Below are 13907 nucleotides of genomic sequence, written 5' to 3' on the forward strand. Positions count from 1 at the left end.
GACGACGACGGCGGAGCCCCGCTTCGGCCCGGCCGCCCCGAGAAGGACGGCACTCCGCCACCGACCGAGCCCGACACTCTGGAGAGACGACCCAAGTGGCCTCGACGAACGACCTGAAGAACGGCACGACCCTGAAGCTCGACGGCGGTGAACTCTGGAACGTCGTGGAGTTCCAGCACGTCAAGCCCGGCAAGGGCGGAGCGTTCGTCCGCACCAAGCTGAAGAACGTCATCTCGGGCAAGGTCGTGGACAAGACCTTCAACGCCGGCGCCAAGGTCGAGATCGCCAACGTCGACCGCCGCGAGATGCAGTACCTCTACACCGACGGCGAGTCCTACATCTTCATGGACACCGATACCTACGACCAGCTGCCGGTCGAGGCCAAGGTGGTCGGCCGCAACGCCGACTACCTGCTGGAGAGCGCGACGATCACGGTAGCCGTCAACGAGGGCGTGCCGCTCTACGTCGAGCTGCCCGCTGCGGTCGAGGTCGAGATCACCCAGACCGACCCCGGGGTGCAGGGCGACCGCTCCACGGGCGGCACCAAGCCCGCCACCATCGAGACCGGCGCGGTCATCCAGGTCCCGCTGTTCATCACCACCGGCGAGCGCGTCAAGGTCGACACCCGCACCGGCGACTACCTCGGCCGCGTCAACTGATGGCGCTGTTCGCGAGCGTCCGCACCGGCGGCCGGGCGGAGATCCGATGAGCAGCGGCGGGGCGCGGCGCAAGGCGCGCAGACGCGCGGTCGAGATCCTGTACGAGGCCGAGGTGCGCGGCGCTGGAGTGACCGCGGTCATCGAACGCCGCCGTGCCCAGGCCGAGCCCCCGATCAACGAGTTCACCGAGCAGCTGGCACTGGCCGTCGACGGCCACCGCGACCGCCTCGACACGCTGCTGGACGACTACGCGATCGGCTGGACGCTTGAGCGCATGCCGGTGGTCGACCGCAACATCCTGCGGATGGGCGCCTACGAGCTGCTGTGGGCCGCCGACATCCCCGACGGCGTCGCCATCTCCGAGGCCGTCGCGGTGGCCAAGGAGCTCTCCACCGACGAGTCGCCGACCTTCATCAACGGTCTGCTGTCGCGGCTGATGGAGAACAAGGCCCAGCTCGCGCCCTAAAGGCCCGGGCCGGGCCGGCCGGGCGGGCGGCCGCAAGGACGAACGAGAAGGGGAGCCGGTGAGCGACAAGCCCCGCGGCGGCGCCGTGCCGACCGAGCACGGTGCGGGCGCCGGACCGCACCGGGCGGCCAACGCCGCCCGCACCGAGGTCGTCTGGGAGGTGCTGCGCGCCGCCCTGGCCGACCAGCAGCCCGCCGACTCCGAGGCCGAGGGCCTGGACATCGTCGACGCGGGCGGCGGCACCGGCGGCGCGGCCGTCCCGCTTGCGCGGCTGGGCCACCGCGTTACCGTGGTCGATCCCAGTCCCGACTCGCTGGCCGCGCTGGAGCGCCGGGCCGCGGAGGCCGGGGTGCGGGTGCGCGCGCTCCAAGGCGAGACCGGCGACCTGGCCCGGCTGCTGCCCGCCGAGCACGCCCATCTCGTCCTCATGCACAACGTGCTGGAGTACGTCGAAGAGCCCGCCGCCGCCCTGTCCGACGTCGCCGCGCTGACCCGGCCCGGCGGCGCGGTCAGCGTGCTGGCCGCCAACGCCGTGGCCGGTGTGCTCCACCGGGCGCTCACCGGCCACCTCGCCGATGCCCTCCGCCTGCTGGAGGACGCCGAGGGGCGCTGGGGACCGGGCGACCCCATGCCCCGCCGCTTCACCTCCGGCCAGCTCGTCGACCTCGCCGAGCGGGCCGGGCTGGGCGGAGCCGACATCCGCGGGGTCCGGGTCTTCGCCGACCTGCTGCCCGGCCGTGTGCTCGACGGCGAGGCGCACGTGGGCGAGCAGCTGGTCGAGCTGGAGAAGGCCGCCTCGGAGCACCCGGCCCTGTCCGGGATCGCTACCCAGATCCACCTGCTGGCGCGCAGGCCGCGGTGACGGCGCCGCGAGGGCCCGTTGGCGCCGGTCACGGTGCAGGCGGCAGACTGGTGGCATGAGCCGACGCCAGCTTGAGCGCGGGCAGGCGCTGCGGGGGATCATGGGGCCCGAGGGGGTCGAACCGCTGCCCGAGGGCGGCCTCGACGGCCTCGACGACGACTGCACCATCCTGCACATCGACATGGACGCCTTCTTCGCCGGCGTCGAGCGGTTGGAGCACCCCGAGACCCGGGGCAAGCCCATCATCGTCGGCGGTACGGGGCCGCGCGGCGTGGTCTCCTCGGCCGACTACATCGCCCGCTCCTACGGCGTCCACTCGGCCATGCCGATGGTGCGGGCGCTGCGGCTGTGCCCCGACGCCGTGGTCTTCCCGCCCGACGGCGCCGCCTACAAGCGCGTCTCCGAGGCGGTCATGGACATCCTGCTGTCGGTGACCCCCGAGGTCGAGCCCGTCTCGCTGGACGAGGCGTTCCTGGACGTCTCCGGCGCGCGCCGGAGGCTGGGCTCGCCGGTGCGCATCGCCGAGCTGATCCGCAGCCGGGTGCGCGACGAGCAGAGCCTGACCTGCTCGGTGGGTGCGGCCGCGACCAAGTTCGCGGCCAAGCTCGCCTCGACCCGGTGCAAGCCCGACGGCCTGCTGGCGGTGCCCACCGAGAGGGTCACCGCGTTCCTGCACCCGATGCCGGTGGGCGCGCTGTCGGGCGTGGGCGACAAGACCGAGCAGACCTTGACCCGCCTGGGGCTGCGCACGGTCGGCGACGTGGCGCGGGTCTCGGCGGCCACGTTGCGCGGCGAGTTCGGCGCCGCGCTGGGGGAGCGCCTGGCGGCCTTGGCCCGGGGCCGCGACGAGCGCCCCGTCGTGCCGTCCTCGCCCGACAAGAGCATCGGTGCCGAGGAGACCTTCCCCCGCGACGTCGACGACCCGGCCACCATCCGGCGGGAGCTGCTGCGCCTCGCCGAGAAGGTCGCGCGGCGGATGCGCGGCCGCGGGCAGGTCGGCCGCACGGTGGTCGTGAAGCTGCGCCGGGCCGACTTCACCACCATCACCCGCTCGCGCACCCTGGCCGAGCCCACCGACGTCGCCCACGAGATCAACGCCGCCGCGCGCGAACTCTACGCCGCAGCCGGCCTGGAGCGGGTGCGGCTGCGGCTGGTGGGGGTGCGCGTGGAGGGGCTGGGGCCGGTCTCGGCGTCCCACCGCCAGCTCAGCCTGGAGGAGCCCGAGACCGGATGGCGGGAGGCCGAGCAGGCCATGGACGCCGTCACGCGCCGTTTCGGGGCCGGAGCCATCCGCCCGGCGGCTTTGGCCAAGCGTGAGGAGAATGACGTATAGTACGGCAACTTTCGGGTCATAGGACTCGTTATAGGGGCAGGGGGAGCCCGCCGGCCGACCGGTTCGCGGACCGGGCATCCCCCGGCAGTACTGGGGACAGCAGAAGGGCGAGCGCAGCGGTGTTGCGGTTAGACGGTGAGGGTAATGTGGCCTACGTGGGCCGGCTACACGTTCATCTTTTCTTTTCAGTAGGCGCTAAGGCACCTTATTCTGGGCATACCACTGAACAACAGCTTGTTGTTCAGCAAACCTCACCCCACGCAGGGACTGTCATTGGGAGGCGCCGTGCCGCTCTCTGAACACGAGCAGCGTATGCTCGACCAGATCGAGCAGGCGCTGTACGCCGAGGATCCGAAGTTCGCCAACACTGTGCGCCAGACGAACCCGGCCGTGCACTACAAGCGGTCGATCGTCCAGGCATCGATCGGGTTCGTCGTCGGGATCTCGCTCCTCATGGGCGGCGCGATCTTCCAGCAGGTCATCGTGGGTGTCATCGGCTTCGTCGTCATGCTCGCCTGCCTGCTGTGGGGACTCTCCGCCTGGCGGCGCGTCGCCGGCGGCACCGCTGAGGCCGCCGCCGAGCCGCAGGGCAAGAGCAAGGGCAAGAGCTCCGAGCCCAAGCAGCGCCGGCGCCAGCAGCGCCCCGGGATGATGCACCGCTTCGAGGAGCGCTGGCGCCGCCGCCAGGAAGGCGACGACAAGTAGCAGGCCGCCGCCCCGCGGCCGGTGCCCCGAACCCAGAGAGCGCACACGCCAACGCGCCCGCCGGATCCTTCCGGCGGGCGCTTTGGCGTGTGCGCCGGTTGAAGCGGGAACCGGCTACCGACGCGAGGCGCCTGGCGCCACCCGAGCCGTCAGGCCGGGTCACTATCTCCCGGCTTGAGCTTGAGCAGCGGCGAGGAAGCCGGCTCTGCGCGGCCCTCCCCGCCTGCCGACCCTTGCCGGGTCAGCTCACCGCGGGTCCGGTGCGCGGGGCCGGGCGGCTCGGAGCGGGCTGCGGGAAGGCGGTCAGCGAGCCGGGCAGCAGCAGCGCCCGCAGCACGGCTGCGCGGCCGCGCAGCCGCCGCAGTGCCGTGCGCACCAGCCTGCTGTCGACGGCCGGGGAGCCCTCCTGGTGCACCTCGGGCGCATACCGGGCGCTCTCCTCGGCCATCGCCAGCCGCCACAGCGCCTCGCGGGCATCGTCGCCGAGCCCGTGATCGGCTGCCAGCCGCCGGGCCGTACCGCGCGGCGACTCGGCCGCGTTCCAGGCGACACCCAGGTCGCGGCAGTCGTCGCGCAGTTCCCGCCAGGCGGCGTGCGCGCGCTGGGCCGCCGAACCCGCGCGCACCCAGCGCGTGCGCCGCACCAGCGTGCGCGCCAGCGCGGGCAGTGCGGCGAGCAGCAGCGCCGCCGGGACCAGGGCGAGCCACCACCAGCCGGGTCCGCCGCCGTCGCCCGGGCCGCCGCCGAAGACGCCCTCGTCCGCCTCCTCGGAGGCGTCGGGGCTCGTGGGCGTTTCGGTGGGCACCCGGGGCTCGTCGGGGGCCGCCGAGGGTTCGGTGCCGCCGTTCTCCCGGGAGTTCTGCGATCCGGGCGCATCGCCGCGCTGCGGTGCCGAGGGCATCCCGTCCGCGTATTCGGGCACCGTGGCCGTGCCCTGGCCGCCGGAGGAGGAGGAGGGGGTCGGCTCGAACCGCAGCCAGCCCGCGCCCTCGAAGTACAGCTCCGGCCAGGCGTGGGCGTCGGACTCCGAGACCTCCCACACCCCGTCGCCGGCACTGGTGCCCGAGGTGTAGCCGATCCCCACGCGGGCGGGGATGCCCGCCTGCCGCGCCAGCAGCGCCATGGCGCCGGCGAACTGCTCGCAGTAGCCCACCCGGCTGTCGAACAGGAAGTGGTTCAGCGGGTCCTCGCCCGCCGGGATCGAGGGCGGGCTCAGGTCGTAGGTGAAGCGGTCACCCGCGGCGAACCAGTCCTGCAGCGCCACCGCCCGGTCGTAGGACGTGGAATCGCCGGCGGTGATCCGCTCGGCCAGTTCCCGGGTGCGCTCGCCCACCGAATCGGGCACCTCCAGATAGCGCTCGTCCAGGTCGCCGCTGGGCTCCAGGTCGGCGGCCAGCACGTCGGGGTCGGGCCGGTTCGGCAGGCTCACCACCTCGTAGGAGGTCCCGCGGGCCGGAGCGCCGGTGGTGAACACCATGAGCGTCTCGGGGTCGGCGTACCACTCGCCGGACGCGGACACCCGGCGCGGCGGGTACGGCATGGGCAGGAAGTCGGCCTCGAACCGGTCGGCCAGTTCGACCTCGGTGGTCGTGCGCTCGCTGCCGATGAAGCTCTGGCCCGGCGGCGAGGGCAGCGTCTCGTCGCCGAGGTCGCCGTCACCGTCGGCGCGCAGCCGCGACATGGTCCAGTTCTGGCCGTCGAAGACGTCCAGCGAGTACATGCGCAGGTAGCCCGGATCGGTCGCGTCGGTCCGGTAGTTCAGTACCGGCCGGTCGGAGGTCGACGTCAGATCCCGGCGCAGGCTGACCAGGGGGTGGGTGGTCGTGATGGTCTCGCCGCCGAGCCGGCTGCCGTCGGCCAGCGCGTAGAGGGCGCTGGAGGACAGGCCCGGGACGGCGAGCGGGACGATCAGCGCCAGAGTCACCGCGACGGCGGCCACCCCCGCCGTGGTCAGCAGTTTCTGGAAGCCGCCGAGGACGGGGGCCGCGGTGTCGTGGGCCGCGCGCACGGTGATTCCCTGCCGCGAGCCGCGCGCCCAGCCGTCCACGGCGAGCAGCGCCACGTAACCCGCCGCGGCCGCGGCGAAGGCGAACGTGCTCACGCCGTCGTCGTCCACCAGCAGCGGTACGAGCAGCAGCCCTGCCAGCGGCAGCGCCATCATCGCAGCGGCCCGCGCGGTCACCGCGAGGAAATCCGAGACGATGGCCAGCAGCCCCATCGCCGCCGCGATCACCAGCGCCAGGGCCGGGGTCGCCGGGATGGGGGTGGTCTCCGCCCCGATCTGCATGCGTCCCTCGCTGAACACGGCGAGCAGTTCGGCCAGGGCGCCGGGGGTGGGCACGAACCCCAGCGGGGCGGCGTAGGGCACGAACGCGCCGGTCAGCACGCACAGCGCCGCCACCGCCTGCACGAGGGGGATCAGGACGACGGTGAGCCGGGCGGCCCGCAGCCCCAGCCCGACCAGCGCGCAGACGGCCACGATGACGGCGGAGGGGCCCCACCAGGAGCCGCCGGCGATCACCGGCGCCAGCGCAGGCAGTGCCAGCAGCAGCGCGGCGGCGGTCGCCAAGGTCAGTGCGGCCTTTGCGATCATCGTGTACCGGCGGTCCCGCACCTGGTGCGGTGCACGGCGGCGGGCATGCGCCGTTCCTCCTTCGCGAGCCTCGGGTGGACGGGGGACAAGGGGGTCGAAAGGGTCGAAAGGATGCGGCTACCCGCAGGCGCGGGCCCTAGTCGTCGGCGATCATCGCCCCGCCCGAACCGGCATGGCCCAGCGCGGCGCCGCCCCAGGCGCGCGGCAGATCGGTCGGCGAGCCGACCTCGGCCGCCGTCCACCCGGCCTCGCGCAGTGCCGTGGCCGCCTGCTGCGCTGCGGCGGGCTCCGGCCAGGCGGCGCGGGTGCACAGCAGGGCGACGCAGGAGCGCCCGCGGTTGCCGGGCAGCCGGGCCAGCGCGGCAAGGTCGGCGGCCGAAAGCGCCCCCAGCACGGCCACGACCAGGCCGTGCCCGCTGACGTGGGACTGCCCGATCGCCTCCGCGGCGGCGGCGAGGGAGGAGTTGTCCGAGGCGGGTGCGACGGCCAGAGCGTCGAGGACATCGGGCGTGGTCTGGGCCGCCACCGCGCCGCTGTCGGTGTGCAGCCGCAACTCGTGGCCGCGGCCGACGAGGTGCGCGGCGACCGACGCCGCCGCGCTCACCGCGGTCTCCAGCGAAGAGTCCGGCCCCGCACCCGCGTGCGCGCGGCCGCGCAGGTCGGCCAGCACCGCACTGCGGTCGCTGAGGGGGTGCTCCTCGCGGCGCACCATAAGCTCGCCGTAGCGGGCCGTACTGCGCCAGTGCACCCGGCGCATGTCGTCGCCGTGCTGGTAGCCGCGCGGCACCGGGTCGTTCTCGGTCCCGCCCGCCGGGGAGCGCGCGGTGCTGTCGCCGTCCTCGGCGGTCGCGCCCGGTACGGCGACGCTGGGCAGCGCCACTACCGGCGGCGTGACGAGCAGGGTCGTCGGCGCGCCGAGCGGGCTGCGGCGCCGCAGGCAGTTCAGCGGGTCGCTGAAGGACAGCGTCAGCGGTCCCACGGGGTAGGCGCCGCGGATCTCGGTGCGGACACGGTAGGTGAGGTCGCGCACGGCGCGCGGCCCCAGGAAGCCGACGTTGAACCGGGGCGCCTGGCCCAGCGCGTAGGGCAGCGTGTCGTCCACCGCCAGGCCGCCCACGGGCAGGCCCGTCGCGGCGTTGGCCACGCGGATCAGCACCCGCGCTTCGGATCCGGCAGCGGTACGGGAAGGCTGCAGTGCCCGGCTGTGTACCACGCGCCGCGGCGCGCCCCACAGCGTCAGTCCCGCCAGCAGCGGCAGCGCGAACACCAGGACGCCGAATCCGACCAGGTCGCGTTCGCCGATGACCAGCCCGCTGGCGATCAGCGCGGCGCCGCCGCTGAGCAGGCCCCAGCCGCGGACGGTCAAGGCCGGCAGCAGTCTCACGCGTGCTCCCCGGCGCTCAGCGCGGACTGGGGATGGGCAGGCGGGCCACGATCTCGGAGACGACCTGCTCGGGTGCGCGGCGCTCCGTCAGGGCTCCGGGGCTGGGCAGCAGCCGGTGGGCCAGCACCGGCACCGCCAGCGCCTGCAGGTCGTCGGGGACCACGTAGTGCCGCCCCTCCAGCGCCGCGTAGGCGCGCGCGGCCCGGACCAGGTGGATGGTGGCGCGCGGCGAGGCGCCCAGGCGCAGCGCCGAGGAGGAGCGGGTGGCCGTGACCAGGTCGACGGCGTAGCGCCGCACGCCGGGGGCGACGTGGATGGCCTTGACCCGTTCGACCATGGTGCGCACGTCGGCTGCGTCGGCGACCGGCTCCAGCCTGTCCAAGGGCGAGTCGGAGCTGTGGGTGTCGATCATGTCCAGCTCCGCCTGGGGAGTGGGGTAGCCCACCGAGATGCGGGCCATGAAGCGGTCGCGCTGAGCCTCGGGCAGCGGGTAGGTGCCCTCCATGTCGGCCGGGTTCTGCGTGGCGACCACCATGAACGGGTGCTCCAGCGAGCGGGTCTCGCCGTCGACGCTGACCTGCAGCTCCTCCATGCACTCCAGCAGCGCCGACTGCGTCTTGGGGGAGGCGCGGTTGATCTCGTCGCCCAGCACGATGTTGGCGAAGACCGGGCCGGGGTTGAACTCGAACTCGTTGCGGTCCCGGTGGTAGATGCTGACGCCGGTGATGTCGGCCGGCAGCAGGTCGGGCGTGAACTGCACGCGCTGCACCGAGCAGTCGACGGCGCGCCCCAGCGCCTTGGCGAGCATCGTCTTGCCCACACCCGGGATGTCCTCGATGAGGAGGTGCCCCTCGGCGAGGAGAACGGTCAGCGCGATGCGCACGACGTCGGGTTTGCCCTCGATGACGGTCTCGATCGCTTCGCGGATCCGGTCGGCGACCGCGATGACACCGTCGCCGTCCGGTAGCCCGTCCTCCTGCGTGTTCTGCCGCGTGCCCAGTGACACGAGTCCCCTCTCTGAGGATCCGGAGCCGATGGAACCGAGGCTAGAGCCAAAGTGCGCGAATGCAAACCAAATCCCAAAAACGGCTTGCGCCGTAGCGGCGAGCGGTGCGTCACGTCTGCCTGGCCCCGGCGCGCGCGGCGCGGCGCTCGGCGAGGCGGTACCACGGGCGTGTGGCGGCGGCCCCCCGGGCTGGGCCCCGCGGCCACTCCACTCTGCACCACCCTCGTTGACCTGCGGTTTCTTGGAGGGTGAAGCTTCGCGGCGGCGATTGAAACTGTTGACCGTGGGGAAGAGTGGAGTACAGTGGAGCATCGTGGAGCGGGAGACTGCCTCCACTGGGGGCTTGGGAGGTGGGGCCGTTGTTTCTCGGCACCCACGAACCGCGCCTCGACGAGAAGGGACGCCTGTTCCTTCCGGCGAAGTACCGCGACGAACTGTCGGGGGGACTGGTGATCACGAAGGGACAGGAGCGCTGCCTCTACGTCTTTCCGGTCGACGAGTTCCAGCGCATCACCGAGGCCCTCCGCTCGGCGCCCGTCACCGCCAAGGCGGTCCGCGACTACAGCCGGGTGTTCTTCGCCAGCGCCTCCGACGAAGTCCCCGACAAGCAGGGGCGCATCACGGTCCCCGCCGGCCTGCGCGCCTATGCCGGCCTGGAACGCGACTGCGTCGTCATCGGGGCCAACACGCGGTTGGAGATCTGGGACGCCGCGGCCTGGGCCCGCTACGAAGCCGAACAGGAGCAGGCTTTCGCGGATCTGTCGGAGGAGGTGTTGCCGGGGGTGCTGTGACTTCGCGCGACCGCGGTGCCGGCCTCGACACCCGCGCACACCGGTCCGCCGAGCCACCGCCGACCAAGCCCTGTCTGGACGCCGGCCTTCAGGCGCGAGCCGCAGTCAGCTGACGCATCTTCCCCGGCGCCAGGTGGCGACCGCCTCGCAGCGCGGTCCGCGGGTCCCGCGCCTGAAGGCCAGTCCGGACAGCAGCCGGTGCCCGCAGCGCACGGTGTGCGTGAAGCGCAGGGAGCACGGCTGGAGCCGGCTCGGCCGGCAGCAGAAGACGAGACACCGACCGCGGACGCAGAACCCACCCGCAGCGCGGGCACCGCAGGGGAGCGCGGAGCCGGCCGCGGGGAGAGGCCGGCGTTCGCAGCGGCCCGACGGGGGAGGCCGCGGCGGCCCGAGGCGGCGCCGCAACGGTCGGTGAGTGAGGAGGGGGCACTGTGCTCATGGCAGACACCGGCAGCGAGCCCGGAGCCGGCCACACGCCGGTCATGCTCGACCGCATCGCCGAGCTGCTGGCCCCCGCTCTGGCCGCGCCCGGTGCCGTCCTCGTCGACGGCACCCTGGGCCTGGGCGGGCACGCCGCCGCCCTGCTCGACGCCCACCCCCGGATGCGCCTGGTGGGCGTCGACCGCGACACCGCGGCCCTGGAGCGCAGCCGCGCCCGCCTCGCGCCCTACGCCGACCGCGTCGAGTTCGCCCACGCCGAGTACGACGACGTGCCCGAGGTCCTCGACGGCCTCGGCCGCACCGAGGTGCAGGCCGTGCTGCTCGACCTCGGCGTCTCGTCGCCGCAGCTCGACGAGTCCGAGCGCGGATTCGCCTACTCCCACGAGGCCCCGCTCGACATGCGCATGGACCGCACCCAGCGGCGCACCGCCGCCGACGTCGTGAACACCTACTCCGTCGCCGAGCTGACGCGCGTCCTGCGCGACTACGGCGAGGAGCGCTTCGCCGGGCGCATCGCCCAGGCCGTCGCGCGCCGCCGCGCCGCCGAGCCCATCGACTCCACCCGCGTGCTGGCCGAGTTGGTGCGCGACGCCATCCCCGCCGCCACCCGGCGGACCGGCGGCAACCCGGCAAAGCGCACGTTCCAGGCGCTGCGCATCGAGGTCAACGCCGAGCTCGACATCCTCTCCCGCGCCCTGCCCGCGGCCGTCGAGCGCCTCGCCGTCGAGGGGCGGATCGCGGTGCTGTCCTACCACTCGCTGGAGGACCGCATCACCAAGCGGGCGCTGGGCGCGCTCGCCACCGACACCACCCCGGCTGGCCTCCCGGTGCCGCTGCCCGAGCACAGCCCCCAGCTGCGGCTGCTGACGCGGGGCGCCGAATCCCCCACCGACCAGGAGAACGAAGCCAATCCGCGCGCGGCCTCGGCGCGGCTGCGGGCCGCCGAGCGCATCCGCCGGCCGTGACGGCGGCCGGCACGGCACCCGCCGACGGGCCGCGGACCCGATGGGACACGTGGGAGACACAGCGGGGAGGACCCAGATGAGCAGCGTCACCGAGGAGCCCACACGGCAGCGGCGGGCCGGCACCGAATCGCCCCCCAGGAGGCCTAAGGAGCGCACGCCCGCACCCGCCCGGAAGGCGCCCGGGCGCCGCGGCGCCGCCGCGGGCGCCCCGGCGGCGCGGCCCGCGCCGCGCGCACCCCGCATGCCCTTCGTGCTGCTGGTACTGGGCCTGCTCGGCGGCGCGCTGATCAGCCTGCTGGCGCTGCGCACCGTGCTGGTCGCCGACTCCTTCACCATCTCCGAGCTCCAGCAGCAGAACCAGCGGCTGGCCCATCAGGAGGAGGCGCTGCGCGAGGAGGTCGTGCGGCTGGAGTCCTCCGAGCGCATCGCCGATGAGGCCGAGGAGATGGGCATGCGTCCGGGCGAGGCGCCGCTCTTCCTGGATCTGGACGAGCGCCGCGTCACCGGCGACGACGGCGGTGCCCAGTCCGGGCTGCCCGGCACCGGAGCCCAGCCGCAGGCGGGCCACCGGTGAGCCCGCACACCCTGCGCCGGCGGCCGGTGCCCGCGCGTTCGCACAGCAGACCCGTCCGCGGGAGGCGCGGTTGAGCTCCTCCCGCGACGGCCGCTCCCGCGACCCGCGCCGCCCGGGCTCCTCGCCGCGACCCGCCCGCGGGCCGGCGCCGCGCGAGGGCCGGTCGCGCCCGCGCGCAGGCGAGGGCCGCGGCGCAGCCCGCGCCACCCCGCCGCCTCGCCGCCCGCGCTCGGGACCTCCGCCCGAACGCGGCGGCGGCGGTCGGCCACCGCGGCCTCCGCAGCGGCGCCCCCTCAAGCGCGGCAACCCGCGCCGCAGGCTCAACGTCGCCGGAATCCTGATGGTCGTGGTGCTGATGGTCTTCGCCGGCCGCCTGGTCCATATCCAGGTCATCAAGGCCGACCATTACGCCGCGAAGGCCGAGGAGGTCCGGCTGACCACCGTCGACATCCCCACCACCCGCGGCGCCATCACCGACGCCTCCGGCAACCCCCTCGCCATGTCGGTGGAGACGCGCACGGTCTTCGTCGATCCGGTCACCGTCCTCGACGACGAGCGCGACAAGGTGATCGACGAGCTCACCCAGCGGTTCGACCTCGAACGCGCGGACGTCGCGGCCAAGGTCGGCGACGAGTCCAGCCGCTACAAGGAGATCGCCCAGGACGTCGCGCCCGAGAAGTGGAAGAAGCTGAAGGAGGTCGGCCTCACCGGCGTGGGCGCGCTGCCCGACTACAAACGCGTCTACCCCGAGGAGACCGGGGCCGCCGACGTCCTCGGCTTCACCGGTGCCGACGGCCACGGCCTGGAGGGCCTCGAAGCCGTCCTGGACGACACCCTGGCCGGCGAGCCCGGCAAGCAGCAGGTCGAGGTGGGCTCCTCGGGCGTGCGCATCCCCATGGCCGACGGCCTGACCCAGGAGCCGGTTCCCGGCAAGGACGTCCGGCTCACCCTGGACCGCGACATCCAGTGGCACGCGAGCCAGGCGCTGAACGAGCGGGCCGAGGAGCTGGACGCCGTCGGCGGCAGCGCGATCGTCATGCGCCCGACCGGCGAGATCCTGGCCATGGCCGACTTCCCCACCTACGACCGGTCCGAGTTCTCCGAGGCCCCCGCGAAGGCGCGCCTCAACGGCGCCGTGAGCGAGGCGTTCGAACCCGGCAGCACGAACAAGGTCATCACCCTGGCCGGTGCGCTGGAGGAGGGCCTGACCACTCCGGACAGCGTCTACACCGTTCCCTACTCGATGCAGATCCACGACCGCACGTTCAAGGACGACCACTTCCACGAGACCCAGCGGCTGACCCTCAACGGCATCCTGGCCCAGTCCAGCAACGTCGGCACCATCAAGGTCGGGCAGCAGCTGGGCAAGCAGCGGCTTTACGACTACCTGCGCAAGTTCGGCTTCGGCGAGCCCACCGGACTGGACCTGCCCGGGGAGAACGCCGGCATCCTCGCCGACCCCGACGACTGGTGGGGCACTCAGCTGCCCACCATCTCCTTCGGGCAGGGGCTCTCGGTCAACGCCGCCCAGATGGCCAGCGTCTACGCCACCATCGCCAACGACGGCGTGCGCGTGGAGCCCAGCATCGTCGCGGGGACCGTGAGCGAGGAGGGCGGGCTGGACCCGTCTGCGGCACCGCCGCGCGAGCGGGTCGTCAGCAGCCAGACCGCGCAGGAGCTGTCGCGGATGCTGGAGGCGGTCACCGGAGAACACGGCACCGCCCAGGCCGCCCGCATCCCCGGCTACCGCGTCGCGGGCAAGACCGGCACCGCCAACCGGGTCGACCCCGAGACCGGCACCTACAACGGCGGGTACACCGCCATGTTCGTGGGCTTCGCCCCGGCCGACGACCCCGAACTGGTCGTCCAGGTCGTGCTGCACAACCCCAAGGGCGAATACTACGGCGGTCAGGCGGCCGCCCCGGTTTTCACCGACATCATGTCCTTCGCGCTGAAGTCGGAGAAAGTCCAGCCCTCGGGGACCGAGCCGCCCAACATCCGGCTGTTCGGCAATGGGTGAGCCCGCCGCGGGCGTCGCAGGGGCCCAGCGCCGCCGGCACGCGCCCCACCGGGCCGAATCCGTGCACGCGAGCGCGGCGCGGATTTACCCGTGGGCCCCGACAGCCGA

Annotated in this window: 12 protein-coding genes; 9 read left to right on the plus strand and 3 right to left on the minus strand. The window is 73.6% G+C overall.

Annotated elements, in window-relative coordinates:
* Positions 1–95 precede the first annotated feature (95 nt).
* The 5 genes from efp to EKD16_RS10195 all read left to right on the plus strand — a co-directional run bounded on the left by efp (position 96) and on the right by EKD16_RS10195 (position 4025).
* Complete coding sequence (efp, locus tag EKD16_RS10175; protein WP_131098162.1) at positions 96–659, plus strand: elongation factor P; 564 nt, start codon at positions 96–98, stop codon at positions 657–659.
* Between the two features lie 46 nt (positions 660–705).
* Positions 706–1125, plus strand: coding sequence for a transcription antitermination factor NusB (gene nusB / locus EKD16_RS10180; RefSeq protein ID WP_131098163.1), 420 nt, complete (start codon positions 706–708; stop codon positions 1123–1125).
* A gap of 58 nt (positions 1126–1183) precedes the next feature.
* The gene (locus EKD16_RS10185) at positions 1184–1987 is read left to right on the plus strand and encodes a methyltransferase (protein ID WP_242677323.1); all 804 of its coding nucleotides are present in this window, start codon (positions 1184–1186) and stop codon (positions 1985–1987) included.
* Between the two features lie 55 nt (positions 1988–2042).
* A complete protein-coding gene (gene dinB / locus EKD16_RS10190) occupies positions 2043–3320 on the plus strand; it encodes a DNA polymerase IV (RefSeq protein WP_131098164.1) in 1278 nt (425 codons plus the stop codon).
* A gap of 285 nt (positions 3321–3605) precedes the next feature.
* Positions 3606–4025 carry a DUF3040 domain-containing protein gene (locus tag EKD16_RS10195; protein ID WP_131098165.1) on the plus strand — a complete coding sequence of 140 codons (420 nt, stop codon included), beginning with the start codon at positions 3606–3608 and terminating at the stop codon, positions 4023–4025.
* 241 nt (positions 4026–4266) lie between these two features.
* Here EKD16_RS10195 and EKD16_RS10200 read toward each other — a convergent pair whose 3' ends face one another.
* From EKD16_RS10200 to EKD16_RS10210, 3 genes are all read right to left on the minus strand, one after another.
* Positions 4267–6618 carry a transglutaminase family protein gene (locus EKD16_RS10200; RefSeq protein WP_131098166.1) on the minus strand — a complete coding sequence of 784 codons (2352 nt, stop codon included), beginning with the start codon at positions 6616–6618 and terminating at the stop codon, positions 4267–4269.
* Between the two features lie 136 nt (positions 6619–6754).
* Positions 6755–8002: a DUF58 domain-containing protein gene (locus EKD16_RS10205; protein ID WP_242677324.1), complete on the minus strand. Its 1248-nt coding sequence runs from the start codon at positions 8000–8002 to the stop codon at positions 6755–6757.
* A 16-nt stretch (positions 8003–8018) separates the two neighbouring features.
* Positions 8019–9008 (minus strand): AAA family ATPase, encoded by a 990-nt coding sequence (locus EKD16_RS10210; protein ID WP_131098167.1) that lies wholly within the window; start codon positions 9006–9008, stop codon positions 8019–8021.
* A 359-nt stretch (positions 9009–9367) separates the two neighbouring features.
* Here EKD16_RS10210 and mraZ point away from each other — a divergent pair, with 359 nt between their 5' ends.
* The 4 genes from mraZ to EKD16_RS10230 all read left to right on the plus strand — a co-directional run bounded on the left by mraZ (position 9368) and on the right by EKD16_RS10230 (position 13799).
* Positions 9368–9799, plus strand: a complete 432-nt coding sequence (gene mraZ / locus EKD16_RS10215) for a division/cell wall cluster transcriptional repressor MraZ (RefSeq protein WP_131098168.1) — start codon at positions 9368–9370, stop codon at positions 9797–9799.
* A gap of 437 nt (positions 9800–10236) precedes the next feature.
* Positions 10237–11205 (plus strand): 16S rRNA (cytosine(1402)-N(4))-methyltransferase RsmH, encoded by a 969-nt coding sequence (rsmH, locus tag EKD16_RS10220; RefSeq protein WP_207391549.1) that lies wholly within the window; start codon positions 10237–10239, stop codon positions 11203–11205.
* Positions 11206–11281: 76 nt separating this feature from the next.
* On the plus strand, positions 11282–11779 hold the full coding sequence (locus tag EKD16_RS10225; RefSeq protein ID WP_242677325.1) for an FtsB/FtsL family cell division protein: 498 nt from the start codon (positions 11282–11284) through the stop codon (positions 11777–11779).
* A 70-nt stretch (positions 11780–11849) separates the two neighbouring features.
* Entirely contained in the window at positions 11850–13799 is a 1950-nt protein-coding gene (locus EKD16_RS10230) for a peptidoglycan D,D-transpeptidase FtsI family protein (protein WP_131098170.1), read from the plus strand.
* Positions 13800–13907: the final 108 nt, after the last annotated feature.

The organism is Streptomonospora litoralis, assembly GCF_004323735.1.
Classification (GTDB): Bacteria; Actinomycetota; Actinomycetes; order Streptosporangiales; family Streptosporangiaceae; genus Streptomonospora; species Streptomonospora litoralis.

Coding starts and splice junctions, on each gene's coding strand:
- nusB (WP_131098163.1), top strand. CDS start 706: ATGAGCAGCGGCGGGGCGCGGCGCAAGGCGCGCAGACGCGCGGTCGAG.
- dinB (WP_131098164.1), top strand. CDS start 2,043: ATGAGCCGACGCCAGCTTGAGCGCGGGCAGGCGCTGCGGGGGATCATG.
- EKD16_RS10200 (WP_131098166.1), bottom strand. CDS start 6,618: ATGATCGCAAAGGCCGCACTGACCTTGGCGACCGCCGCCGCGCTGCTG.
- rsmH (WP_207391549.1), top strand. CDS start 10,237: ATGGCAGACACCGGCAGCGAGCCCGGAGCCGGCCACACGCCGGTCATG.
- EKD16_RS10225 (WP_242677325.1), top strand. CDS start 11,282: ATGAGCAGCGTCACCGAGGAGCCCACACGGCAGCGGCGGGCCGGCACC.